The organism is Limnobacter olei (assembly GCF_029087225.1).
Lineage (GTDB): Bacteria > Pseudomonadota > Gammaproteobacteria > Burkholderiales > Burkholderiaceae_B > Limnobacter > Limnobacter olei.
Genome location: NZ_JARFJD010000006.1, coordinates 37457 through 61181, shown reverse-complemented (window position 1 = coordinate 61181; position 23725 = coordinate 37457). Strand labels below are relative to the sequence as shown.

At 50.6% G+C, this 23725-nt stretch carries 23 protein-coding genes and 1 other RNA gene; 14 read left to right on the top strand and 10 right to left on the bottom strand.

The genetic code is table 11. The annotated features are described in order from the left end of the window. Positions 1-20 precede the first annotated feature (20 nt). The 7 genes from PY990_RS05085 to PY990_RS05055 all read left to right on the top strand — a co-directional run bounded on the left by PY990_RS05085 (position 21) and on the right by PY990_RS05055 (position 8638). Positions 21-1364 (top strand): DUF1329 domain-containing protein, encoded by a 1344-nt coding sequence (locus tag PY990_RS05085; RefSeq protein WP_275270690.1) that lies wholly within the window; start codon positions 21-23, stop codon positions 1362-1364. A 108-nt stretch (positions 1365-1472) separates the two neighbouring features. Next, entirely contained in the window at positions 1473-2633 is a 1161-nt protein-coding gene (locus PY990_RS05080; RefSeq protein ID WP_275270689.1) for a WD40/YVTN/BNR-like repeat-containing protein, read from the top strand. Between the two features lie 14 nt (positions 2634-2647). Then, positions 2648-5014 carry an efflux RND transporter permease subunit gene (locus PY990_RS05075; protein WP_275270688.1) on the top strand — a complete coding sequence of 789 codons (2367 nt, stop codon included), beginning with the start codon at positions 2648-2650 and terminating at the stop codon, positions 5012-5014. Positions 5015-5074: 60 nt separating this feature from the next. Then, positions 5075-6103, top strand: coding sequence for a M14 family metallopeptidase (locus tag PY990_RS05070; RefSeq protein WP_343075066.1), 1029 nt, complete (start codon positions 5075-5077; stop codon positions 6101-6103). A gap of 147 nt (positions 6104-6250) precedes the next feature. Then, positions 6251-6919 (top strand): hypothetical protein, encoded by a 669-nt coding sequence (locus PY990_RS05065; RefSeq protein ID WP_275270687.1) that lies wholly within the window; start codon positions 6251-6253, stop codon positions 6917-6919. Between the two features lie 115 nt (positions 6920-7034). Then, positions 7035-7946 carry a chemotaxis protein gene (locus PY990_RS05060; protein WP_275270686.1) on the top strand — a complete coding sequence of 304 codons (912 nt, stop codon included), beginning with the start codon at positions 7035-7037 and terminating at the stop codon, positions 7944-7946. A gap of 68 nt (positions 7947-8014) precedes the next feature. Next, entirely contained in the window at positions 8015-8638 is a 624-nt protein-coding gene (locus PY990_RS05055) for a 2OG-Fe(II) oxygenase (protein ID WP_275270685.1), read from the top strand. A 29-nt stretch (positions 8639-8667) separates the two neighbouring features. On the opposite strand, the gene PY990_RS05050 is transcribed toward PY990_RS05055, so the two are convergent. Further along, the gene (locus tag PY990_RS05050) at positions 8668-9303 is read right to left on the bottom strand and encodes a DUF1109 domain-containing protein (protein ID WP_275270684.1); all 636 of its coding nucleotides are present in this window, start codon (positions 9301-9303) and stop codon (positions 8668-8670) included. Further along, positions 9300-9881 carry a sigma-70 family RNA polymerase sigma factor gene (locus PY990_RS05045; RefSeq protein ID WP_275270683.1) on the bottom strand — a complete coding sequence of 194 codons (582 nt, stop codon included), beginning with the start codon at positions 9879-9881 and terminating at the stop codon, positions 9300-9302. The genes PY990_RS05050 and PY990_RS05045 overlap by 4 nt, the downstream gene beginning before the upstream one ends. 148 nt (positions 9882-10029) lie before the next feature. Between PY990_RS05045 and PY990_RS05040 the strand changes: the two genes are divergently transcribed. From PY990_RS05040 to PY990_RS05030, 3 genes are read left to right on the top strand one after another with little or no spacing between them, the layout of a single operon-like run. Next, positions 10030-11139, top strand: a complete 1110-nt coding sequence (locus PY990_RS05040; RefSeq protein WP_275270696.1) for an S-(hydroxymethyl)glutathione dehydrogenase/class III alcohol dehydrogenase — start codon at positions 10030-10032, stop codon at positions 11137-11139. A gap of 1 nt (position 11140) precedes the next feature. Beyond that, positions 11141-11977, top strand: coding sequence for an S-formylglutathione hydrolase (fghA, locus tag PY990_RS05035; RefSeq protein WP_275270682.1), 837 nt, complete (start codon positions 11141-11143; stop codon positions 11975-11977). 48 nt (positions 11978-12025) lie between these two features. Continuing rightward, complete coding sequence (locus tag PY990_RS05030; protein ID WP_275270681.1) at positions 12026-13093, top strand: zinc ribbon domain-containing protein; 1068 nt, start codon at positions 12026-12028, stop codon at positions 13091-13093. Here the strand turns inward: PY990_RS05030 and PY990_RS05025 are convergent. Next, a complete protein-coding gene (locus tag PY990_RS05025; RefSeq protein ID WP_275270680.1) occupies positions 13090-13410 on the bottom strand; it encodes a nucleotide pyrophosphohydrolase in 321 nt (106 codons plus the stop codon). The genes PY990_RS05030 and PY990_RS05025 overlap by 4 nt on opposite strands. Before the next feature lie 49 nt (positions 13411-13459). Beyond that, positions 13460-14590: an alkene reductase gene (locus PY990_RS05020; protein ID WP_275270679.1), complete on the bottom strand. Its 1131-nt coding sequence runs from the start codon at positions 14588-14590 to the stop codon at positions 13460-13462. Positions 14591-14713: 123 nt separating this feature from the next. Here PY990_RS05020 and PY990_RS05015 point away from each other — a divergent pair, with 123 nt between their 5' ends. Continuing rightward, on the top strand, positions 14714-15640 hold the full coding sequence (locus PY990_RS05015; protein WP_171100123.1) for a LysR family transcriptional regulator: 927 nt from the start codon (positions 14714-14716) through the stop codon (positions 15638-15640). Here PY990_RS05015 and rarD read toward each other — a convergent pair. Next, complete coding sequence (gene rarD / locus PY990_RS05010; RefSeq protein ID WP_275270678.1) at positions 15591-16493, bottom strand: EamA family transporter RarD; 903 nt, start codon at positions 16491-16493, stop codon at positions 15591-15593. The two genes, PY990_RS05015 and rarD, sit on opposite strands and share 50 nt — an antisense overlap. A 799-nt stretch (positions 16494-17292) precedes the next feature. On the opposite strand from rarD, the gene PY990_RS05005 reads away from it, so the two are divergent. The 3 genes from PY990_RS05005 to maiA all read left to right on the top strand — a co-directional run bounded on the left by PY990_RS05005 (position 17293) and on the right by maiA (position 19625). Continuing rightward, the gene (locus tag PY990_RS05005) at positions 17293-18561 is read left to right on the top strand and encodes a PQQ-dependent sugar dehydrogenase (protein ID WP_275270677.1); all 1269 of its coding nucleotides are present in this window, start codon (positions 17293-17295) and stop codon (positions 18559-18561) included. 64 nt (positions 18562-18625) lie between these two features. Then, positions 18626-18937 carry a c-type cytochrome gene (locus PY990_RS05000; protein WP_275270676.1) on the top strand — a complete coding sequence of 104 codons (312 nt, stop codon included), beginning with the start codon at positions 18626-18628 and terminating at the stop codon, positions 18935-18937. Between the two features lie 22 nt (positions 18938-18959). Beyond that, positions 18960-19625 carry a maleylacetoacetate isomerase gene (gene maiA, locus PY990_RS04995; protein ID WP_275270675.1) on the top strand — a complete coding sequence of 222 codons (666 nt, stop codon included), beginning with the start codon at positions 18960-18962 and terminating at the stop codon, positions 19623-19625. A 43-nt stretch (positions 19626-19668) separates the two neighbouring features. On the opposite strand, the gene ssrA is transcribed toward maiA, so the two are convergent. The 5 genes from ssrA to PY990_RS04970 all read right to left on the bottom strand — a co-directional run bounded on the left by ssrA (position 19669) and on the right by PY990_RS04970 (position 23648). Continuing rightward, positions 19669-20052, bottom strand: a transfer-messenger RNA (tmRNA) gene (ssrA, locus tag PY990_RS04990). A gap of 37 nt (positions 20053-20089) precedes the next feature. Then, complete coding sequence (locus PY990_RS04985; protein WP_275270674.1) at positions 20090-20746, bottom strand: HAD family hydrolase; 657 nt, start codon at positions 20744-20746, stop codon at positions 20090-20092. Between the two features lie 11 nt (positions 20747-20757). Then, a complete protein-coding gene (ubiG, locus tag PY990_RS04980; RefSeq protein ID WP_275270673.1) occupies positions 20758-21474 on the bottom strand; it encodes a bifunctional 2-polyprenyl-6-hydroxyphenol methylase/3-demethylubiquinol 3-O-methyltransferase UbiG in 717 nt (238 codons plus the stop codon). 119 nt (positions 21475-21593) lie between these two features. After that, entirely contained in the window at positions 21594-22250 is a 657-nt protein-coding gene (gene ompA, locus PY990_RS04975; protein WP_105029654.1) for an outer membrane protein OmpA, read from the bottom strand. A 75-nt stretch (positions 22251-22325) separates the two neighbouring features. After that, positions 22326-23648 (bottom strand): amidohydrolase family protein, encoded by a 1323-nt coding sequence (locus tag PY990_RS04970; protein WP_275270672.1) that lies wholly within the window; start codon positions 23646-23648, stop codon positions 22326-22328. Positions 23649-23725: the final 77 nt, after the last annotated feature.

Here is a 23725-nt window from a genome sequence, read left to right as displayed (position 1 = left end):
GATTCTAGGAGAGTATTAACATGAAATTGATGAAAATCACGCAGTTGGCTGTGTCCCTGGCCATGCTGGGTACAGCTGTGACTGCGAATGCGCAGTCCGCTGATTTTTCGAAGTTGGGTACTACGCTGACGCCAGTTGGTGCAGAAAAAGCGGGTAACGCTGCGGGAACCATTCCTGCGTGGAATGGTGGCATTTCTAAGCCGCCAGCAGGCTTTGATCCTAACAAGGGCTATGTAGATCCGTTTGCTGCTGATAAGCCTACCTTGACAATTACTGCCGCAAACATGGAGCAGTACAAGGACAAATTGGCGCCCGGTCAAATGGAGATGATGAAGCGGTATCCGACCTACAAGATCAATGTATACCCCACGCAGCGTACCGCAGCCTACCGGGCAGATGTTTATAAGTTCGCGAAGGAGGAAGCCGCCGGTATCAAGTTGGCCGAAGGTGGCAACGGTATTTTGAACTTGAAGAGTTCAAACGTGCCGTTCCCAATTCCAACGGAAGGGATCCATGTAATTTGGAACCACATCATGCGTGATTTGGGCGGCTCTATCACCCGTCATTCGGCAGATTTTCCTGTTCAAACCAATGGTAGTTTTACTGTGGGCAAGCGTACAGAGACTATCTCGTATGCCGCCTACATGGCAGATCCAGAACCTAATAGAATTTTTTATTACTTGAACCAAACTACTGCGCCTGCCAACGCAGCTGGTGAGGTGGCTTTGGTGCATGAGCCTTTGAACCAGGTTCAGGAACCTCGTTTGGCCTGGCAGTACAACCCAGGGCAGCGTCGAGTGATTCGCGCGCCTGAACTGGCGTACGACTCACCGGGTATTGGCGCGGACGGTTTGCGTACCAACGATGACTTCAACGCCTACAACGGGGCGCCGGACCGCTACAACTGGAAGTTGGTTGGCAAGAAAGAAATGTATGTGGCGTACAACAATTACAAGCTGACTAGCAAGGCATTGAAATACAACGACATCATCAAGACCAACCATGTGAATTCTGATCTTTTGCGTTATGAATTGCACCGTGTTTGGGTTGTTGAGGGAACCTTGAAGCCGGGTGCGCGCCACATTTACTCTAAGCGTGTGTTCTACGTGGATGAGGATTCATGGGCGATTTTGCACGGTGATCAATACGACGCGCGCGGCGGTTTGTGGCGAGTTCGTGAGGTGTTCGGTGTCCAGTTTTATGATGCGCCAACTTTTGGACCCGCTGGTGAGGTGATCTATGACCTCCAAGCACGACGTTATCTCGTGAATGCTTTGACCAACGAAGAGAAGCCCATCGAATTTGGCAAGAAGTACACGACCGCTGACTTTTCAACAGCAGCATTGCGTCGTATGGGTAGATGATGATGATGTTCAGCGTGTTTGGGGCAAGCGGTGCTCTAGGCACCTGAGGTTTAAATTTTTTGTAACCCAGAGAAATTAGTTCTCTGGGTTTTTTAAATTGGAGATGGCATGAGAAAGCCACTGCTGCGCGCAACTTTTGTCGCTTTGAGTTTGTGTGCAAGTCAATTCAGTTATGCATTTAAAGATCCTTTGGATTTACCTGCGATTCAGGCACCAAAGGCTGCGAAGGCTTTGTCGCTCAATGTTACTTCCCAAGGCAGTAATGTGCTGATGGTGGGTGAGCGGGGCATTATATTGAAGCGGGACTTCGCTGCTGGTGAAGCCGCGCAAGGTGTAAAAGACAACGAAGGCAAGATGTGGACTCAAGCCAAAGTGCCGGTGTCAGTTAACTTGACGGGTGTGCAGTTTGTGAATAACAGTTTGGCGTTTGTGGTTGGCCATGATGGCGTTGTGCTGAAGTCGACTGATGCCGGTGCAAGTTGGACCAAGGTTTTTGATGGTATCAAGGCCAATGAACAGGTAGTGGCGGCAGCAAAAAAGAAAATGGATGACATGCAGAGCCGATTTGATGCGGCAAGTCCTGCTGAACAGGACAAGATGAATGATGCGCTCGAGGCAGCAACATTTGCATTTGAAGATGCGGAAGCCGGAGCCCGGTTTGGCCCTGCACGCCCCATGCTTGATGTGTGGTTTAAGGACGAAAATACTGGGTGGGTAGTTGGCAGCTACGGGCAGATTTTTGAAACCAAAGACAGTGGTACGACCTGGACCCTGATTGCGAATCGCTTGGATAATCCCGATTTTCGCCATTACAACGGTTTGTATGGCGATGAAACAGGGCTGATGTTGATTTCAGGAGAAGCTGGCCGAGTGTACATTTCCAATGATTTTGGCGCGACTTGGACGCGCTCGGACACGGGTTACAACGGCCATTTTTACGGTACAGCTGTGCTTCGCAATGACGAAGGGCAACCAATTGTTTTCGCATATGGTTTCGGTGGAAATGTTTACCGCTTGGGTGCGGGTGCGAGCGCTTGGTGGCAGCTACAAAGCCCCAGCAAGGAAAGTTTTGTTCAAGGTTTGACCCTTGGAAAAACTGTCTTGTTTGTCGACCAGAAGGGTCGCTTGGTGCGTACCGACGAGTCGGGTACTACGTTGAAAATGGTGAGCGCTACAGAGGGTAAGCCTGTCACCGGCATGGCCCTTGTAAACAACACCTTGATATTGAGTGGCCAGAACGGCCCTAGAACCCTTGCGCTGCCTCGCTAACTGGAAGAACTGTCATGAGCAATCAAGAAGAATTGGGTAAGGTCGAACGGTTTTTTGAGTCGATTCTGTTTGGGCATCGCAAACTGGTGATCGCTGTGTTTGCTGTGTTGTCTGTGTTTTTTGCTTACCATGCTGTGCAGTTGAAGCCTGACGCATCGTTTCAGAAAATGGTACCTGTGACGCATCCGTTCATTGCTAATTATTTAAATTATGAGAACGAGCTACGCCCGCTGGGTAACGTGCTCCGTATTGCTGTACACAACAAGAACGGCACTATTTATGAGGCGGAGTTTCTTGAGAAACTTCGCTTGATCACTGATGAGGTTTTTTATATTCCTGGCGTTGATCGTGGCAATTTGAGTTCAATCTGGACGCCCAACGTGATGTGGCGGCAGGTGACCGAGGAGGGGCTTCGGATGGGGCCTGTCATTGGTCAGGGCTTTTCGGGTTCTCCAGAACAAATTGAGGCGGTCAAAGCCAACGTGGAACGTTCTGGACGTATCGGTTCTCTGGTTTCGAATGATCAGCGTTCTGCAATTATTTTGGCGCCGCTGCTGGAGGTTGATCCCGACACTGGCGAGAAGTTGAGCTACGGCAAGTTGTCCGCGCAGATTGAAGAGGTGGTGCGGGACAAATACCAAAGCGATGATATTTCAATTCACATCACCGGTTTTGCGAAAGTGGTCGGTGACTTGATCGATGGCTCCAAAGACATTGCCGGCTTTTTCGCGATTACGTTCGTACTTACCGTGATCTTGTTGCTTTGGTATTCCCGTTGCTGGAAGAGTACCGCAGCCACTATTTTTTGTTGCTCGCTTGCCGTGATTTGGCATTTGGGCTCAGTGAGCTTGTTGGGGTTTGGACTTGATCCTTATTCCATACTGGTTCCGTTTTTGACATTTGCGATTGGTGTGAGCCATGCGATTCAGAACGTGCGAACCATGGCGGCGGAGAGGTTTCAAGGCGCAAACAAGATTGATGCAGCCAAGGCTACCTTCCACTTGCTGTTTGTGCCCGGTTCCGTTGCGCTGTTGGCAGATGCTGTCGGATTTTCGACATTGTTGGTGATTGAGATCGGAGTTATCCGTGAATTGGCGATTAGCGCCTCAATCGGTGTGGCAGTGATTATTTTCACCAAGATGTTCTTGTTGCCAGTGCTGATGAGTTATACGGATGTGACCGAGCGTGGTTTGAAGCAGGTTGCCAAGCAAGAAGCCAGTAAGCACACAGTGTCACACCTTCTGTCGCGCTTGACTGAAAAGAAGGTTGCTTATGGCGTTAGTGCGGCAGCAGCGCTGATTTTGGTGGCGGGCTTGTTTGCGTCGGCCGATATCAAGATTGGTGACTTGGACCCTGGTGCACCAGAGCTTCGTCCTGACTCACGATACAACCAGGATGTGAAGTTTCTGGTTGAGAACTACTCCACCAGCTCGGATGTGTTTGTGGTGATGGTGGAGACTCCTGCGGGTGAATGTGGTGCGTATCCGGTGGCCTCAGTGGTGGATCGTTTCCAATGGGAAATGGAAAACCTAGAAGGCGTAGAGGGCACGGTTTCTCTGTTCACCGTGATGAAAAACATTATTGCCGGTTTTAATGGTGGTAATCCCAAGTGGTTGGCTATTTCCCGTGATCGCTTCATTTCAAATGGTGCGCACAAGAATATTCCCACCACTTTGTACAACTCCGAATGTTCAATGACACCTGTGATTTTGTTCTTGTCTGATCACAAAGCCGAGACGCTTGAACGTGTGGTGGCCAAGGTAGAAGCCTTCGCTGCAGAGAACGATTCTGCAGATGCCAAGTTCATTCTTGCGGCCGGCAACAGCGGCATTGAGGCGGCAACCAACATTGTTGTGGAGCAGGCTCAGAAAACCATGTTGCTGTTGGTATACGGCATCGTGGGGGCTTTGGTTTGGTGGGAATTCAAGAGTTTCCGCGTGATGCTGGCCATCATGATTCCCCTGTTCATTACAGAAGTGTTGTGTAAGGTAATCATGGTGCAATTGAACCTGGGTATCAAGGTAGCAACGCTGCCTGTAATTGCCTTGGGTGTGGGTATCGGGGTTGATTATGGTATTTATATTTACAACCGACTTGAAAGTTTCCTGGCCAAAGGATTGAATTTTAAGGATGCCTATTTTGAAACCCTGCGTTCAACCGGTGTAGCTGTTGCCTTGACTGCTGTCACTCTGGCGTTGGGTGTGTTCACTTGGGCATTCTCTGCGATCAAGTTCCAGGCGGACATGGGCTTGCTTTTGGCATTCATGTTCTTGTGGAATATGGTGGGTGCTGTGGTGCTTATTCCCGCGTTGGTACGTTTGTTCGCCTTTGGTGCGGTGAAAAAGAGGTTTGGCCCTTCGGTGGAAGCGCCTGGCCGATAATTGGTGTTGTCACGAACTCAAGGGCAGCTTGGGCTGCCCTTTTTTTATGGCCACAGGTTTGTGGTAACCTCCACAGATCGCCTTCATTTGCCAATTTCTGCCATGCAGTTTCCAGCACTTCCCACCATTCCTCATCCATTGCAGTTCAAGTCAGTCACGTTCACTGCGTTGCAGCCTGGTCCAAAATTGATCGTGCTGGGGGCTGTGCATGGTAACGAGGTATCGGGCAGCAAGGCTATCTTGAAAATGATTCAAGAGTTTGAGGTTGGTGAGCGTGTGCTTGCAAAAGGGCAGCTTACCTTTGTGCCAATTACCAACCCCTTGGCTTACAACCGCAAACAGCGCAATGGCGACAGAAACCTGAACCGCAATTTGACGCCGACCAATAACCCAGTTGATTTTGAAGACCATGTGGCGAATTGGCTTTGTCCCTTGCTGGCTGCGCATGACGTGTTGCTGGATATACATAGTTTTCAGAAAGGAGATGTGCCTTTCGCTTTGTTTGGACCAAAGAACAACAACAGCAAACTTGAATCTTTCAAGCACGAAAATGCGGAGCGCAGTTTGGCTTTGCGACTGGGGGTAAGCCGATTCGTAGACGGCTGGCTCGATACCTATGCCAAAGGTGTTGCGAACCGAGTTGCTTACTTGAAGGCGACAGGTCAATCGGGGGAAGGTTTAAATACAGATCCGCGTTATGGCATGGGTACGACGGAGTGTATGCGCTCCACTGGTGGGTATGCAGTTACTCTGGAGTGTGGTCAGCATGATGATCCTTCGGGCCCAGATGTGGCCTACCTTGCCATCTCCAACACCTTGTTGCATCTGGAATTGATTGAAGGACCTTCAGTGCCACCGGTGAGTGATTACCAACACCTAAGTTTGGTCGAGGTAAACGACAAGCAACATTTTGATGATCAGTTTGTGCGTGCTTGGTCCAGTTTTGATCCCATACGAAAAGGCGAGTTAATCGGCATTCGACAGAGCGGGGAAGAGGTAAGGGCCAGTCGGGATGGATTTATTGTTTTTCCGAACACTTTGTCGCAGCCCGGTCAGGAATGGTTTTACGTGGCCGTGGCCAATCAATAACCCCAAAGAGGGGGGGATTAAGTAACTTTTCCTAATAAAACGCATCAAATGCCTACAAATAAGTGATTGAAACATATCACTTTCCTGATTGAGTCTTTGCATCGCTTTTGCTTAAATTAAGATTGGGAACAAAGGCATTAAACGAAGATGAGCGGTATTCAAAATCAAGTTTCAGATCAAACGAATCAAGCCATTGCGCTTTTAGGGGGGGCCACTGCCCAGTCCTACAGCGCTGTCAGCTTGAATGTCTCACCAGTGACGCTTAATTTGCCAAATGCAGATGAGAGCCTTCCTTTCTATGAATTGATTGACATAAGCGTTCAAAGCAATGCCGAATCAACCTCGCAGTCCCTGGAGCGGTTGCTTTTTGATTCCCATACCACTGTCGTGACTTTACGATCTGTTTTCTCGAATACATCTGAAGAGCCGAGTGAGTTGCCCAATGGTTTCGTCGGGTCAGATGTTCAAAATCCAGAATTGCTGTCGCGCTTCGAAGGCTCGTCTCTTGAAGATGAAAGCACGTTCGGAATTCAACAGTCCGGATTTTCCAGTGCAAGCTTGATTGCAGATGAATCACTCGAGACCCTAACGACTGGGGGGGCTGGATTTTCATTGCTTGATTTTATTGAACAGGCCGTAGCTCAGGCTGAAGCTTCTCAACCAGAGTTTAGCGATACCTTCGATGGAGGCTGGCAGGGTGAGTTTCGCGAGTTGTTGATGGATGCTGTAGCACAGCCGATTGGCTCAATTGCCTTGCCTCAAGCAGGTCCTTTGCTTGCCGATCCCCGCGAGGAATTGTCCGCTTATTTAGGCTAAGTTTGTCGTCTTTTTAAAGACGTAAAAGACCGCTTTTATCCCCCTTCCTAAGGATTTGATTCGTTTTTACTTGGTTCAGAATACAGACTGAACTACGTCAACGGTCAATCCATCCATGAACTACAACAACGAACGAACCCCTGGCGAATCATCCACCGAGATGATTGAAATTCTGCTTTTTTCCTTGGGTGGTCAGGAAATTTTCGGCTTGAACGTATTCAAGATTCGGGAAGTCACTGAACTGTCGCAGGTCACCCAGATTCCTGGGCAGCAAGGTGCCATGAACGGCGTAATTTCGCTGCGTGGACAGGTGTTGCCTGTTGTCTCGCTTGGAGATGCGATTGGCATGTCCACCGGCGAACCCAACTCCAAAATGATTATTTCTGAATTTGCGTCCCGTTCAGTTGCTTTCGCGGTCACCGATGTCGACAAAATCATTCGGGTGCCTTGGTCCGATGTGAAGCCCCCGCAAAAGTACGATTCCGAAGAAGGATCCGTTTTCGGCGTGGTGATGCTCAAAGATGGCAGTCTGGTGTCTTTGGTGGACATTGAAAGCGTGTGTCACCGCGTGTTGCCTGAAAAAGATGCGACACCTGTGACTACTGGTTTTGAATTGAACAAGGCTGGACCTGTGTTTTTTGTCGATGATTCGATTGTGGCTCGACGAAAAATCAGCGAAGTGCTGGACACCATGGGTTTGAAACACAGCCATGCGGTCAATGGTGTTGAGGCTGAGCAAAAGTTGTTGGCGATTGCTTCCAGTGCCAATCAGAATTCAGAAGAATTGGAAGAGCGGGTTTCTTTGGTGTTGGTCGACGAGGAAATGCCCATCATGGATGGCTGCACCTTGACCAGAAAGCTTAAGGGTGATCCGAGATTCAAGAACATTCCGATCATCATGTACTCGTCTTTAACTTCTGAGGAAAACGCCCGACGAGGTATTGAAGCTGGGGTGAACATTTACGTGAAGAAGTTTGATTCGACTTCACTTTCCAACGCCATCGGTCAACTTTTGGCACACGCTTGATTCCAAGTATCGCGGAGGCGCTACACTTCGATCATTCGAAGTGAGTGCTTTTTTGGATTCCAAGAGTCATGTTTGATTTAATCGCGAGTGATCTTCGGTCAAAGGGTTACAGCATTCAAAAGAACGCACTGCCGCCTTGTTTGATCTCTGAACTGTTGGACACTTTTACTTCTATACCTTCTGAAGCATTGAAACAGGCTGGTATTGGGCGCGCGCACGGCCAGCAATCGAACACAGAGATTCGTCGTGACGAAATTGCGTGGATTGAAAGCACACATGGCGGTGCTGCAGGTCGCTGGCTAGAATTCAGCGTACAGCTACAGCAATACTTGAATCGCACTTTAATGTTGGGTCTGTTCTCCTTTGAATCTCATTTCGCACATTACGCACCGGGTGCTTTTTACAGAACCCATGTGGACGCGTTCAAGGGACAGGCCAACCGGATTTTGTCGGTGGTGTTGTACCTGAACCCGGAATGGGGCCCAGAAGATGGCGGGGAAATGATCTTGTATTCAGACCTAGGTACGCAGGATGTTCTGGAAACTGTTCAGCCACAGGGTGGAACCCTCGCTGTGTTTTTAAGTGAAGACTTCCCACATGAAGTACTGCCCGCCAAGCGCCACCGATATAGCATTGCTGGTTGGTATCGTGTAAATACATCGAGCACGATGCGTATTGACCCACCTGCTTAGGATGTAGGATGGCGCGGCGGCAGTCTTGTTTACCAGCGCAATAATTTGGGTCCAAGCGCTGCGCCCAATACACCGCACAACGCAATACCCAGTGTGTACCAAACAGCAATGAAAGGCGCCGCAGGTTCGGTGCAGGCTAAAGCATAAGCCAAAGCCGCCACCGAGCCGGAAAATAATCCGCAGGCAGTGCCGGCAGAAATCAGCTTGGTTGGTGCAAACCCACGCATGGCCCAAAATGAACCGGCCATCACTGGAAGTGACAGCCCCAAAATGGCCCATGAGCAAACCAACCAGGAGTGTCCCAAGAGTGCGGCGGCTCGTTCAGATGCCGGAGTGCCCAGATAAGAAAGTACCCCTGCCATCAACATCAGCAACACCACTCCAACCACAGCCGATATGGCTTGTTTGCCAGAGGCTCCCGGTTTCCCGAGGCGAGTAAACAGCCAGCCTGCGGCAATGGTCAGTGTGCTGGCGTATCCAATTTTGATCCAGGGGCCTGGCTCAGAAAACATCTCACCGGGTATCAAGCCCAGAACACCCAATACGATCGCCGCAGCGATCAGGCCACCCACCATACCGGCCGGCACCAGGCGATCGGCCACCGATACCTTGGGGGCAGGGCCAGCCTGGTTTGAAATCATCGTGATCAGTTCATCAGTTTTCATGTTTCACTCCTGACCAAAGCTGCCAGTTGTTTCAATCCCCGGTGTACTTGTACTTTCAGAGCGGCTACGGATACACCGCTGCGCTCCGAGGCCTCAATCATCGACAGACCTTCAATCTTGGTGAGCAGAATGGCTTGTCTTTGCAGTTCAGGCAGTTGTTCAAGCAATACTCCCAAATCACGTTTCGAGGGCAGTTCCTCCTGCGTGGCAGGGTGTTGGTCCTCAGTCATGTCGTCAAGAGAATCGTTTAAATTGTCTCGTCGACCACGTCTACGCCATAAATCCACCAGCTTATGCCGCGCAATTGCAAACACCCAACTGCTCACGGGCAATGTCTCGTCATATGTGCCACGTTGCATGTGCAAAGCCAATAAGGTCTCTTGCACCAAGTCCTCAACCTCGTCGGGCAGGGCTTGAAGCCTGCGACTGTAAAAACGACGTAGACGCTGAGCAATTTTCAACAGCGCTTCCCGGTAGGCTGCGGAGTCTCCGCCTTGCGCACGCATCCAAAGGGGCTTGAGCGATAGCTCAAAATCATCCTGAGGGGGCACAGTATTGGGTTCGCTAGGAAGGGTCATTCGGTTACAAAGGCATGCTTTTAATTGTTTCAAGACACTACCACACTTCAAATGCGGCTAGCAGCGTGCAGGGTGGTCATGAACGCCTACTATAATGAGGTTCGTATTAAACACTCGCCAGCATTGGGGGAACAACATGTTGCAATCGATCAAAACACGCGCCGCGGTGGCCTGGGGACCAGGCCAACCACTATCAATCGAGGAGGTAGATTTGATGCCTCCTCAAAAGGGCGAAGTTCTTGTTCGCATAGTTGCCACAGGGGTCTGCCACACAGATGCATACACCTTGTCAGGGGATGATCCTGAAGGAATTTTCCCGGCAATTCTGGGCCACGAAGGTGCCGGGATTGTCGAAGCGGTGGGAGAGGGCGTAACAAGCCTGGCTGTGGGTGACCATGTAATTCCGCTTTACACCGCTGAATGTAGGGTGTGCAAATTTTGTACCTCGGGTAAAACCAACCTTTGCCAAGCCATTAGGACCACACAAGGCAAGGGATTGATGCCCGATGGCACGACGCGTTTTTCCAAGAACGGTAAGCCGATTTATCACTACATGGGTACCTCGACTTTTGCAGAACACACCGTCGTGCCTGAAATTTCACTGGCAAAAATTGACCCAAATGCCCCATTGGAAAAAGTGTGCCTTCTGGGCTGTGGCGTAACCACGGGCATTGGTGCCGTGCACAACACAGCCAAAGTAAAAGAAGGCGATACCGTGGCCATTTTTGGATTGGGCGGAATTGGTCTGGCGGCAATTATTGGTGCGGTGCAGGCCAAGGCCGGCCGAATTATCGCAATCGACATCAACGCAGACAAGTTTGAGATTGCCAGGAAATTGGGCGCCACCGATTTTGTGAACCCCAAAGACCACAGCAAACCGGTTCAGGAAGTGATTGTGGAAATGACCGATGGTGGTGTTGACTTCTCGTTCGAGTGTATAGGTAACGTGAATGTGATGCGCTCTGCGCTGGAGTGTTGCCACAAAGGTTGGGGTGAATCAGTGATTATTGGCGTAGCAGGCGCAGGGCAGGAAATTTCCACCCGTCCCTTCCAGTTGGTGACCGGCCGAGTGTGGCGTGGTAGCGCATTTGGCGGTGTGAAAGGCCGTACCGAACTGCCGGGCTATGTAAACCGGTTCATGAATGATGAAATTGATCTGGACACCTTCATTACCCACACCATGCCTTTGGAGCGCATTAACGAGGCTTTTGATTTGATGCACGAGGGCAAATCCATTCGCACCGTAATCCATTTTTGATATGAAATTACTCAGTAGCGTTCAATGCTTTGGCGGTCTGCAAAACCAGTATGAACATGTGTCAGAAGCACTGAACTGCACCATGCAGTTTAGTGTTTACTTGCCACCCCAAACGCAAGCGGGGCAAAAGGTGCCGGTGGCTTACTGGTTGTCCGGATTAACGTGCACCGACCAAAATTTTGCGACAAAGGCGGGTGCCCAGCGAGTGGCAGCTGAGTTGGGCATTGCTGTGGTGATGCCCGACACCAGCCCGCGTGGTGATGGTGTACCTGATGACCCAGACAAAGCCTATGATTTTGGCTTGGGTGCCGGGTTTTATGTGGACGCGACTGAAGCGCCATGGAGCTCACATTACAAAATGTACAGCTACATAGTCGATGAGTTGCCAGCCCTGATTGAAGAGGGTTTGCCGGTCAGTAAACGTAAATCTGTGCTTGGCCACTCAATGGGGGGGCATGGCGCGCTCACCATTGCATTGAGCAACCCAGCACTTTATGTCGCGGTGAGTGCGTTTTCTCCTATCGTAAGCCCCATGCAGTGCCCCTGGGGGCAGAAGGCCCTGGCGTTGTACCTGGGTAACAACCCTGAAGCCTGGCAGCGTCATGACACTGTGGCGCTGATTCGCTCAGGCGCGCAGCAGCTTCCCATGCTGATAGATCAGGGTTTGGCCGACAATTTTCTTGCTTCGCAATTAAAAACCGAATTGCTGGAGGCGGCTTTAAAGGAAACAGGCTATCTGGCCGAGGTTCGTTACCAAGTTGGGTACGATCACAGCTACTACTTTATTGCCAGCTTCATTGAAGATCATTTGCGGTTCCATGCGCGGTATCTGAAATAGGCGACTCGCGCGTTGTTGAAAACCATATAAGAACAGGATGAGATTCAGATGAGCAAATCACTGAGGTTGTCAGAAAAATGGTTTCGACGTGGCCTGTGGCTTGTGGCCGTGGTGTTCGCATGGTTCCTGATTGGTTTGGGGGGCACGCTTGTTGGCGATTTGCCTCAAATTGAGCAAACCCAAACGCTCGAAGATTTCATGGATCCGATCGAACTGAAAACGGTTCGGGAGCAAATTCGAAAGACGGAACTGAATGAGCGCGAGGTGAGTGATGCCTTGGAACAGTCCAGGCTAAAACACAGTGCCGCTGAGGCTGACACTGACTCAGAGCGTGAAAAATTCATGGCTTGGGTGGCCACCCGCAAGGCCACCGCACTTCCCACTCAGGACCAAGAACTGATTGCGAGAACCCAACGAGTTGACAACTTGCAGGCCTTGGAACGGGTTGCTTTGGCACAGTTGGAGATGCAGCAGAAATTGCTGCTAGATGCACAGCAGGCCAACCGAAAAGCTCAATTGCGTTTGAATGAACTGGAACGTGCTGCGCAAGGTGAGTACACCAGTGCCACTCAAAGCCAGGAATTGCGCGTTTTTGCGTATCGCCTTGCTTTGACTCTGCCCCTGCTGCTGGTTGCTGGCTGGCTTTATAAAACCAAGCGCCAAAGCACTTATTGGCCTTTCGCATGGGGATTCATCTATTTCGCCTTGTTTGTATTTTTCGTTGAGTTGGTGCCATATTTGCCCAGTTATGGCGGCTACATTCGCTACATCGTGGGTATTGTCATCACGGTGTTGGTGGGGCGTCAGGCCATTCTTGCTCTGAACCGTTACCTTGAAGAGCAACGATTGGCTGAGGAACAGCCGGAAACAAAACGACGTGAAGTTCTGGATTACGACACAGCCCTGGCGCGTTTACTCAAAGGCATTTGCCCTGGCTGTGAACGCACGGTTGATTTGAAAGACACGGGTATTGATTTTTGTCCGCATTGCGGAATAGGTCTTCACGACAAGTGCGCAAACTGTGGCTCTCGCAAAAGTACTTTTTCAAAGTATTGCCACGCCTGCGGTACCAGTGCTCGTTTGCCAGAACCACCAGAGCAAGCAGTACAGCCCTAGTCGATTGCGGGATATTTCAGGGCATTTTTCACCAGTTTTTTCTGGGCTGCATCAATTGGGTTGATTTCAAGCTGGTTGCATATTTGCAGCAGGTAAAGCAGCACGTCGGCCACTTCTTCTTTGACTTCATCCAGCTTGTTGCCTCTGATTTGTCGCGATTCGTCCTCGGTGAGCCATTGGAAGTGTTCCACCAACTCAGCCACTTCGACTGACAAAGCCATACTGAGATTTTTCGGGGAATGGAACTTTTCCCAATGTCGCGCATTGGAAAATTCGATCAATTGTTGTTGAAGTTTTTCTAGGCTGTCTTTGCTCATCCCCTGAGAGTATCAAAAAAAACGCCAGCTTGTGGCTGGCGTTTTTCAATTACGCAGTCAGTGATGGGTAATCAATGTAGCCCTCTGGCCCTGGTGCGTAATAAGTTTGCGGGTTGCCCTCTGCCAAGGGTGCGTTCAGTTTCAGGCGCTGTACAAGGTCGGGGTTGGCAATGTAAGCCCGGCCAAAAGAGACTGCATCGGCCCAGCCAGTTTCCAGCGCATTGATTGCCATTTCACGGGTGTAGCCGTTGTTCACAATGTAGGTGCCTTTGAATGTTTTGCGAGCCCATCCATAATCAAAGCCGGGTACATTGCGATCGCCGCCAGTCGAACCTTCAATCATATGAATGAAGCCGATTCCGCGCTGGTTCAATTGCTCGATCAGATAGCCAAATACTTCTTGAGGATTGCTGTCGCTCAGATCGTTGAATGGCGTAACCGGGGACAAACGAATACCCACCTTGCCCGCACCGATTTCTGCAATCACTGCATCCACCACTTCAAGGGCGAAGCGTGCGCGGTTTTCAAAAGAGCCACCATATTGATCGGTGCGTTTGTTGGCGCCGTCACGCAAAAACTGGTCGATCAAATAACCGTTGGCACCATGAATTTCCACACCGTCAAATCCGGCTTTGATTGCGTTGGCCGCCCCTTGGCGATACTCGTTCACGACCACTTTGATTTCTTCAGCGGTCAGCTCATGAGGTACCGGCACGTCTACTTTGCCGTTGTGCGTGTAAGCAACCACATTGGGTTTTATTGCAGAAGGCGCGATTGGGTTTAAACCGCCAGTCAGGTCAGGGTGTGTAATGCGGCCTACATGCCAGATCTGGGCAATAATTTTGCTGCCAGCGGCATGAACAACCTCAGTGATCTGTTTCCAGCCCTGCACTTGGGCCTCGGAATAGATCCCCGGCGTGGCCATGTAACCTTTCCCTGCTGGTGAAACCTGTGTGCCTTCGCTGATGATCAGACCAGCATTCACACGTTGCTTGTAATACTCAATGTTCATGTCGCTGCCAGGAATATCTCCGGCTGCTTCGTCTGAGCGACAGCGTGTCAATGGCGCCATAACAACGCGGTTTTTTACCTCAATGCTGCCAATTTTTCCGGGTTGAAACAGTTTTAAATCATCCACGTTGGCAATTTGTTCATTCACATGTGGGATGGGTGCATTCATACGTCGGTACTCCTCTTGTGTTGCAGTGCAATGTTGCACATTATGCGTATTCAAAGCCCATAGATCTACGGAACAGTTGTTATAGTATTTATTCCTCATAGGAATATATAAAGGAATCACCACATGGATCGCTTGAGGCTGATGGAAACATTTGTGAGAGTTGTTGAAACGGGTAATTTCTCGGCGGTGGCCCGGCAGGCCCACACCACACAGTCGGCCATCAGCAAACAGGTACAAGCTCTGGAGGCCGACGTTGGGGTGTTGTTGTTGGTGCGATCCACTCGCAGCCATTCATTAACAGAGGCGGGTCGCCTTTACTACCAACGTTGTCGACAGGTACTCGATACTCTGGAAGAGGCCCGCAGTGAAGTGCATCGCGCTGAACACGAAGTCAGCGGCCTGCTGAGAGTGGCTGCACCGGTCGCATTTGGCCGAATTCACATCGTGCCCCGGCTCGCCGCATTCTATGCGCGATATCCGAAAATGCGTATTGACCTGCAACTCGACGACAGTTTTGTTGACCTTGTGGCAGCTGGTATCGACGTGGCTTTTCGTGTGGGTGAGTTAAAAGACAGCCGTTTGATTGCCCGACGTATTGGCTCGGTGGCGAGGGCTGTGATTGTGTCGTCCTCTTATTTGGCTCGACATGGTGCTCCGCAAAAACCTGATGATTTAAGTGAGCACAATTGCCTGCTTTACACCGGCATCGATAACTTCAATGAATGGACTTTTTACGGAAGTAAAGACAAGGCCATCACGGTGCGTGTGGGCAGCAACTTTCAATCGAACAGTTCAGAAGCAATTCGCCAAGGCGTTCTTGAAGGGCTTGGAATATGTTATTCACCCACCTGGATTTATGGTCGTGATATTCGGGAGGGCAGTGTTAACACGATTTTGAACAACTACAAACCAAGTACTTTGCCGCTGAATGTGGTGTATCAACCCGAGCGTCGCCCATCCATCAAAATCAGCAGTTTTGTTGATTTCTTCACGGAAGCTTTTAACCAAGATCCTGATTTGTCAACTGCGATTCGGTCTTACAAAGCTTAAGTAAACCTTCCACGGCCAGTAAACTCAGTGACAGCCAAATGGCGAGATAAGTGGGCCATTCCTGCTGAGCGATTGATTCGCCGATCAAGAATGCAACAATCACCAAAAGAACAGGCTCTACGTAGCCCAGCAAACCAAACAAACTAAAGGGCAGCATTCGACTCGACAAAATATAAGCTATCAATGCAGAGGCGCTTAACACGCCCAACAGAATAATCAGCAAAGGTAGCTGAAGTTGTAACCCCGTCATTTGAGCCAAGCCATCGCCGCTCAGAGCGAAATAAATGGCAAGCGGTGACATCAGCAGCATGTCAAACCACAGTCCACCCAAGTTGTCTATTTTGAATTTTGACCGCAGCACAAAGTAATAGGGGTAACCCAGGCAAACCAGGAGCGAAGTCCAAGCGAATCCCCCTGCTTGAAACACGGCATTTGTAACGCCCAGCAGGGCCAGCAAAACGGCCAGTTTTTGAAGTTTGCTCAGCGTGTCTTGGTAGTAGAAGCGACCAATCAAAACCATCACAAGAGGCATCATGAAATAGCCCAACGAAACATTCATCGCATGGCCATGTAGCGGTGCCCATAGGAACAGCCAAAGTTGTATGCCCAGAAGCAGGGATGACGCTGGTAAGGCCAGATAAAGTTTCCACTCGGTTTTCAGGCGCAGCGCAATTGATTTGATTAAGCCCCAGTCTTTGGTCCAGATCAGAAAAAGGGTCATCACAGGCAGGGTCAGTAGCATTCTCCAGCCGTAAATTTCCTCCCCACTCAACGGTTCAAGCAGGGTGGTGTAGTAGTACATGCTGCCAAACAGCACTGAAGCCAAAATGGAAAGAAAAACGCCTTTTTGCATAATTTGCGGAGTGAATACCTTTCAGTTGTGGCTAAAAGTGAACAATTGTGAGGTTAAAAAAATAACCAGAATTATAGTTTTGTCTAGTTCGAAAAATGGACACTCAAGAGGTTTTTTGCGCTGCAGCAATTGTATGCGGAAATTGTTAAAAAAAGGAATTTGTACAAAGTAGCATTGTGATGAAATTTGTTCATCCGAAGGCCAACAAATTGACCGCAAATCGACATTACATTTTCTGGATCTAAATTGCCATATTCATTAATATTCGCTGGTCCAAAAACACAGGCAATCACGGCAATAGTTTTTGGCGATCAACTTGGTACGCTCAGGTGAGCGTTGTTCATCGGCAAGGAAACCTTGCATTGCAGTGCGCATCCACTGGTCTGGAGACGAGTGTTTGTCAAGCTGAACAGGTGTGTTGGATCATGAAAATCTATTTGTGTTTGTTGGTGTTACTCAGTGTGGTTGTTGCATTGTTGCTTCGGCTTCTCGATCTTAGTTGGCCATTGTCCCTCATCGGAGGCTTGTTGGCCTTCAGCGGATCCACAATTTTGCTCCTGGGTTGTAGCGTTCAGCGATTGCTTTCCGATCACGGTGAAAAAGCAGGTGGCAAAAATTTCTTCAGCCTGATATTAAAAGGCAAGTCTTCGAAAACTGAATGAATTGGTGCGGGTAAAGCCATATTGACCGAGTGTTAAATATGTGCAATTTTCTTCAGGTGTACTTCGACGTTGGGCGATTTCACAATAGCCCCAACATTGAAGGCACGCTTGCCTTACCTACAGAATCAGGAGACAAAATGAAGAAGCCAAATAACCTTTTGTCCTGCGCCGTCCTTGCCTCAGCCAGTTTGGCGTTTGGTGGAGTCGCGATTGCAGCAGCCCCTAATCTCACTGCTACCCCTGTTTTGACCAAGTTAGAGAATCCATGGGATATGGCATTTCTGCCAGATGGTGCCATGTTCTTCACTGAAAAATGTCACGGGTTGTCTGTTCGCTTGCCCTCCGGTACCGTCAACAAACTGGTGGGAATGAAAGATGCCAAGGGATATTCCGAGTCCATGCCAGATTTGTTCTGCGATGGTCAGGCTGGTATGAATGGCGTGGCTGTGGACCCTGAATTTGCGAAGAATCGCTACGTGTATGTGTATTCCACGTCCAGCAAATCCAATCCCCAAACCAATCGGGTTATTCGTTTGAAGGTGAATGCTGATTTAAGCAAAACTTCGGATAGAACCGATATTGTGGATGATATTCCCTACAAAACAGCTGCGAGCGATCATCCCTTCGGTTCATCGGGCGCGCACAATGGTGGCCGAGTGCGATTCAACCCGGGCGATGGTTTCCTATACGTCACCACTGGCGATACTCACAATGGTGCCGTGCCCCAAAGTCCCACAAAGATAGGTGGCAAGGTACTGCGAATCGACCGTGACGGCAAAGCGGCTGCTGGCAACAAGCCACCCAAGGGTTTTGATGCCCGCGTTTTCACTTACGGTCATCGCAATCCCCAAGGCATCGCCTTCCGTCCAGGTACAAACCAGCCCGTGACCGCGGAGAACGGACCTTGGCATTCCGATGAGGTGACTGTACTAAGCAATGGCGGCAATGCTGGCTGGGACCCCCGGCCGAACGTAGGTGGTCGTGGCGACTGTCCCGATGCTTACTGTGGTTACAGCCCAAACCAGATGGGTGCCATGGAACCTGTCAAGCGTGCGGCATTCATGCCGATGACAGACACCAAAACCTATCCAAATGCCATGAAGCCGGCCTGGAACAATGAGAACCTGTCTCAAGGCATGTCTTCAGGAGTTTTTCTCAATGGCAAGCAATGGAAGGATTGGGACGGCAAGATGGCGGTGGCTTACATGGGCATTGGTATTCACGGCACCCCCGTGGGTAACCGGATCGACCTGCTGGACATCAGCAAGGACGGCATGAAGTCCAAGCGTACCACCATGCCTTTGCCGATGCCTGCGGGGCGTTTCCGCTCCGTAGTGCAGGGGCCCGATGGCAATTTATATGTGGCCACTGACGAAGGTGAAATTTACCAAATCAAACCCAACTAATCTGGTTTAGAAGTCAAGCCGCGTCACCTCTGCAAGGTGGCGTGGCTTTATTGAGGAAGTTTTCATGACTAAGTATTTAGCCTTGACTTTGGCGAGTTCCATGTTGGCCACAATCGGCAATGCCGTCGCAAGCCCGGAAATGGTCAGAAAGTACAACTGCACGGCATGCCACGCCGAAGACAAGAAGAAGTATGGTCCCACTTATCAACAGGTCGCCCTCAAATATGCCGACGAGGCCGGCGCAGCAGAAAAGCTGGCCAAGAAAATTCAAGCAGGTGGTGCTGGTGTTTGGGGCAACACCCCCATGCCCGCACAGCCACGGGTGACCGACGAGGACGCGCTTGCCCTTGCCAAATATATTTTATCGGTGAAATAGTCCGTGACACAGGAGAGCAAGAATGGTCCACGCGCCTACGGTAGAGCTTTTTTCTTATTGGCGCACGTCTGCTACTTATCGCGTGCGCGTGGCATTCAATTTGAAAAATATTCAGGCCAACGAGAGGTTCATCAACGTTGACGCTGGGGAGCATCAATCACCTGAGTATTTGAAAATAAACCCGATGGGGGCGATTCCAGCCTTGATTTTGTCCGGGAAGGCGCCGTTGACTCAGTCTTTGGCCATCCTGGAGTTTCTCGAAGAATTGCAGCCCCAGCCTCCTTTGTTGCCAACGGACATTTTTGAACGCGCTCGGGTTCGTTCGATTGCGCAAATGCTTGCGGTAGATATTCATCCGCTGATTACGCCTCGAATCAAGAAGCATTTGATGCATGTAAACGGTTTTGATGATGCGTTGTGGAAAGCCTGGCAATCCAAGTGGTTTACCACCGGTCTGAGTGCATTGGAGCAACGATTGGCATCCGAGTCGGCCACTGGTCGATTCTGTCACGGAGACTCACCGACCATTGCGGACATATGCCTGATGAGCATTGTGGTGGTCATGCGTATTTTCAAAATTACTGTGCCTGATATTCCGACCATTGACCGAATTGTGACGGCTTGCGAGCAGCTTGATGCATTTGTACGGGCCGAACCGATGAGGCAGGTAGGTGCCCCCAGCCAATAAAAATGAAAAAGGCCACCACAAGGGCAGCCTTTTCTATTTTATTTGGTGGAGCCGGCGGGAATTGAACCCGCGTCCGCAAATCCTCCACTACCAGTTCTACGTGTGTAGTCGTCTTCTTTGTGTTTAACGGCTACTGACGAAAAGCGACATTCTTCAGTATCCGCGATCCACCTAATTTAACTTACCAGCCGGCAGCGTTCCGGTAAGCGGTCCGATGTAGATGATCCCACTGCGGGTTTGACCCCGCCCAGCCCATCGGCGAGCTGGTGTAGGAAGTCCAAACTAAACTGGCTTAAGCGGCCAGTTTGAGTTCGGGGCTAAACGAAGAGTCGTTTGCGTTTAAAGTTTTTCAGATGGATTTACGAGGTAACTGATCCTCGACACGCCCCAATAGCTTTGCAATCCACGTCGAAACCAGATCGACCCCATTGGAAAACCAATTGTAACACCCTTCACATGGGGGCTCACATTCTAATTTCAAGCCATTTGGCCAAATCGTGGGCGGTTTTTACTACGGCATCGGCACCCCATTGGTCTATCGGGCTGGCGATGTAGCCATATTCAACCGCCACAGTAGCCATACCCGCCTCCCGGCCCGCGATTACATCCCGTTCATCATCGCCAATCATCACACATTGCTCCGTGGGTAAACGCATTTGACCGGCTGCCATGTAGCAGGGCAGGGGAGAGGGTTTGGGTTTTTCTGCGGTGTCTCCCCCAATTAACACGCTGCACCCATGCGTCAAGCCCAGTTCATGCACCAATTTCTCGGCCAAATAGTATGGCTTGTTGGTGACAATGCCCCATTGAGCGTCGCGCGCTTTGATTTCATTCAGTAAGGGAATAATTCCGCTGTAAACAGCACTCTCGCGGGCGATTCTGGCCTCGTAACGTTCAAGAAACTCCGCACGCATAGCGGGGAATTCCGGATAGTGCATTTCAAGCCCGAAGCCTGCTTTCAACAAAGCACGAGCACCCCCTGAGGCCAGGTGCTCCATGGCCCGGTAAGGCGTAATGTCAACACCCCTGTCGCTTTGCATGTCTTGTATGGTGCCGCACAGATCGGGCGCAGTGTCCACCAGTGTGCCGTCCAGATCAAACAGAATCCCTTTTAAAGGCATCAGTACATTCCTCAGGCAGGTTTTCTGCAGGCCACCATGTAGTTCACATCCGTGTCTCGGGCCAGTCGGTAAACCTTGGTCAGGGGGTTGTACACCAGTCCGATGATTTCTGAAAAATCAAGTTTTGATTGTCGAGCATACTGCGCCAGTTCGGATGGTTTGATGAATTTTTTGTACTCGTGCGTCCCCTTGGGCAGCAGGTTAAGCACGTACTCAGCGCCTACAATTGCAAATACAAAACTTTTGGGATTGCGGTTAATGGTTGAGAAGAACAGCCAGCCACCGGGCTTGCACAGGTCAGCACAGGCTTGAATGGTTTGCGCCGGATCGGGCACGTGTTCCAGCATTTCAAGACAGGTCACCACGTCAAATGTGGCTTGTTCCTCTGCGGCCAGTTGCTCGGCCGAAACAAAGCGGTAATTGACATTGTTCACGCCTGTTTCAAGCTTGTGAAGTTCAGCCACTTTCAGCGATTTGTCGGCCAGGTCAATGCCTAAAACATCCGCGCCGCGGCGAGCCATGCTTTCAGCAAGAATGCCACCACCGCAGCCCACATCCAACACTCGTTTGCCTTTGAGGCCGACGCGTTCATCGATCCAGTTCAATCGAAGGGGGTTGATTTCATGCAAGGGGCGGAATTCACTGTTTGGGTCCCACCACTTACTGGCAAGGGCTGAAAATTTAGCCAGTTCTGCATGGTCTACGTTGTTGGATTCGATACTGCTCATGCTCATCTTCCTTGGTAAACGCTCGTGGTGTGTATTCAACAGCCAGTAGTTTAACCGAAGGCGGAAACAAAAAAGCCCGGCAAGGCCGGGCTTTTTTGATCAGAACGGAAGGTTGCTAATTACTTAACAACTTTCTGTGTTGCGTTGAATTCGATCTCAACGCGACGGTTCTTGGCACGACCTTCTTTGGTCTTGTTGTCAGCCACTGGCTGGCTTTCGCCCATGCCCTTGATCTGGATACGGTCAGCGGCTACGCCTTTGCTTACCATGTAGTCCTTCACAGCCTGAGCGCGACGCTCGGACAGCTTCTGGTTGTATGCGTCGGAACCGATGGAGTCGGTGTGGCCAATCGCGATTACGCTGTTCAGGTCAACCTGACCCAACTTGGCGATTTCAGAATCAATGCGGTCCTTGCCGCCTTGCTTCAGTGTGGCCTTGTCGAAGTCGAAGTAAGCGTCAGCTTCCAGGCTTACTTTTGTAATCACTGGGGTTGGTGCAGGTGCTGGCTCAGGAGCAGGTGCTGGTGCAGCAACTGGTGCTGGAGCTGGCTTCTTGGGGATCAAGTCAGGATCACATTCCTGAATTGCCAAAGCGGCTGTGAAATAGCTGGTGCGGATGCACTCGCCGGAGCCGTCTTTAACAACCTTGCCGCTGCCATCCACTACATAGCCTGACAGGCCTTCACCTTTGTCTGTTGTGTGGGCCATTGCGGCTGTAGACGCTGTACCAATGGCCATTGCCATCAGAACTTGCGTGAGAGTCGACATTTTTTTCATTGTTGCTCCTTGGGTTAAATAGGGGTTCAAGTCGGTTGATAGTTTACAGTAGAGGCTGTCATAGTTATCACCCTCTCAACCAACTTTCTCGACACGAGTCTGCCACACTCGTTGGGTTTTTCGCATGATTTCCCCGACTAATTGTGCCCTTTTGCCCACAAGTTGTTGCGATTGCACAACTTGAATGCCTGCCACCCAAACATGCTTCACGTCTCTGGAAGCCCCGCTGTAAGCCAGTTTCGAGATCAGATTGTGGTTGGGTAGCTGATGTGCTGCCTCACCAACTGCAACGGTAATCAGGTCTGCCTGCAGGCCAGGTGCAATACGGCCGATCAAGTGGTCCGCTCCCAGGGCTTTGGCCGCATTGCAAGTCATGCTTTTGAGCAGTTCCACTGCATTGAAGGCGGTGGCATCCCCACTGACACCTTTGCACAGCAGGGAGGCCAGGCGACCTTCTTCCCACATGTCCAGCTTGTTGTTGCTGGCGGCACCATCGGTACCAATTACCACATTGACTCCTGCTTTAAGCGCCGCAGCCACAGGGGCCATACCACTGGCCAGCTTCAGATTGGAGGCTGGGCAATGCACCAAAGTTGCACCTTTCGCCGCCATTGTCTGCAACTCATGCTCATTCAAATGCACGCCGTGAACCGCCAGCAGGCGTTCATTAATCAGGCCAAGTTGCTCGAACCTGGCAAATGGCCTCATGCCATCGCGACTTAAGGCGTCGCTTACTTCACTTGCCGTTTCATGCAAGTGGCAGTGCATGGACAGGTCGAGTTCCTCGGCCAACATGGCCATGTGCCGGAACGTGTCATCACTCACCGTGTAAGGTGCATGCGGAGCGATGGTCCAATGTACGGTGGGCTCAAGCTTGAATTTGTCGCGTGCTGCTATCCCCAGTTCGATGTATTGCTTGGCTTCTGCTGCGTAGCGGGTCGGGAATTCGATCACGGTGATGCCTGCAAATACGCGTGAACCCAAGTCCAGCGCCGCTTGAACAACCTGGTCGGGGTAAAAATACATGTCGTTGAAAGTGGTTGTTCCGCCTTGAAGCATCTCGGCGGCCGCCAGCACTGTGCCGTCATACACGAACTCTGCATCGGCCAATTCCCCCTCCAGTGGCCAAATCCGGGTTTGCAGCCAGTCGTGCAGAGCAAGATCATCGGCTGCGCCGCGAAGCAGATTCATGGCGGCATGGGTATGGCAGTTAATCAGGCCTGGCATCAGCACTTGCCCGGGTAGATCAACCCTTTCTGCATTTGGGTGCGCCAATAGCATTTCCTCGCGTGGGCCAATGGCCTGAATTTGATCTTGGTTGATCAAAACCGCCTGGTTTTCAAGTACTTCAGCGGTGTGGTTCAGGCACAAGAGCCATTGGGGGGTCAGCAGTTGCATGGGCAGGGTCACTAGATGATTTGGAACGCACCATTGCGCCCAGTTTCAGCGATTTTGGCTGATACAATCGAAAGCTT

What these genes read in the sequence shown, in the direction of transcription:
- PY990_RS05085 (WP_275270690.1), top strand. Translation starts at nt 21, where the DNA reads ATGAAATTGATGAAAATCACGCAGTTGGCTGTGTCCCTGGCCATGCTG.
- PY990_RS05080 (WP_275270689.1), top strand. Translation starts at nt 1,473, where the DNA reads ATGAGAAAGCCACTGCTGCGCGCAACTTTTGTCGCTTTGAGTTTGTGT.
- PY990_RS05075 (WP_275270688.1), top strand. Translation starts at nt 2,648, where the DNA reads ATGAGCAATCAAGAAGAATTGGGTAAGGTCGAACGGTTTTTTGAGTCG.
- PY990_RS05065 (WP_275270687.1), top strand. Translation starts at nt 6,251, where the DNA reads ATGAGCGGTATTCAAAATCAAGTTTCAGATCAAACGAATCAAGCCATT.
- PY990_RS05060 (WP_275270686.1), top strand. Translation starts at nt 7,035, where the DNA reads ATGAACTACAACAACGAACGAACCCCTGGCGAATCATCCACCGAGATG.
- PY990_RS05055 (WP_275270685.1), top strand. Translation starts at nt 8,015, where the DNA reads ATGTTTGATTTAATCGCGAGTGATCTTCGGTCAAAGGGTTACAGCATT.
- PY990_RS05050 (WP_275270684.1), bottom strand. Translation starts at nt 9,303, where the DNA reads ATGAAAACTGATGAACTGATCACGATGATTTCAAACCAGGCTGGCCCT.
- PY990_RS05045 (WP_275270683.1), bottom strand. Translation starts at nt 9,881, where the DNA reads ATGACCCTTCCTAGCGAACCCAATACTGTGCCCCCTCAGGATGATTTT.
- fghA (WP_275270682.1), top strand. Translation starts at nt 11,141, where the DNA reads ATGAAATTACTCAGTAGCGTTCAATGCTTTGGCGGTCTGCAAAACCAG.
- PY990_RS05030 (WP_275270681.1), top strand. Translation starts at nt 12,026, where the DNA reads ATGAGCAAATCACTGAGGTTGTCAGAAAAATGGTTTCGACGTGGCCTG.
- PY990_RS05025 (WP_275270680.1), bottom strand. Translation starts at nt 13,410, where the DNA reads ATGAGCAAAGACAGCCTAGAAAAACTTCAACAACAATTGATCGAATTT.
- PY990_RS05020 (WP_275270679.1), bottom strand. Translation starts at nt 14,590, where the DNA reads ATGAATGCACCCATCCCACATGTGAATGAACAAATTGCCAACGTGGAT.
- PY990_RS05015 (WP_171100123.1), top strand. Translation starts at nt 14,714, where the DNA reads ATGGATCGCTTGAGGCTGATGGAAACATTTGTGAGAGTTGTTGAAACG.
- rarD (WP_275270678.1), bottom strand. Translation starts at nt 16,493, where the DNA reads ATGCAAAAAGGCGTTTTTCTTTCCATTTTGGCTTCAGTGCTGTTTGGC.
- PY990_RS05005 (WP_275270677.1), top strand. Translation starts at nt 17,293, where the DNA reads ATGAAGAAGCCAAATAACCTTTTGTCCTGCGCCGTCCTTGCCTCAGCC.
- PY990_RS05000 (WP_275270676.1), top strand. Translation starts at nt 18,626, where the DNA reads ATGACTAAGTATTTAGCCTTGACTTTGGCGAGTTCCATGTTGGCCACA.
- maiA (WP_275270675.1), top strand. Translation starts at nt 18,960, where the DNA reads ATGGTCCACGCGCCTACGGTAGAGCTTTTTTCTTATTGGCGCACGTCT.
- PY990_RS04985 (WP_275270674.1), bottom strand. Translation starts at nt 20,746, where the DNA reads ATGCCTTTAAAAGGGATTCTGTTTGATCTGGACGGCACACTGGTGGAC.
- ubiG (WP_275270673.1), bottom strand. Translation starts at nt 21,474, where the DNA reads ATGAGCAGTATCGAATCCAACAACGTAGACCATGCAGAACTGGCTAAA.
- ompA (WP_105029654.1), bottom strand. Translation starts at nt 22,250, where the DNA reads ATGAAAAAAATGTCGACTCTCACGCAAGTTCTGATGGCAATGGCCATT.
- PY990_RS04970 (WP_275270672.1), bottom strand. Translation starts at nt 23,648, where the DNA reads ATGCAACTGCTGACCCCCCAATGGCTCTTGTGCCTGAACCACACCGCT.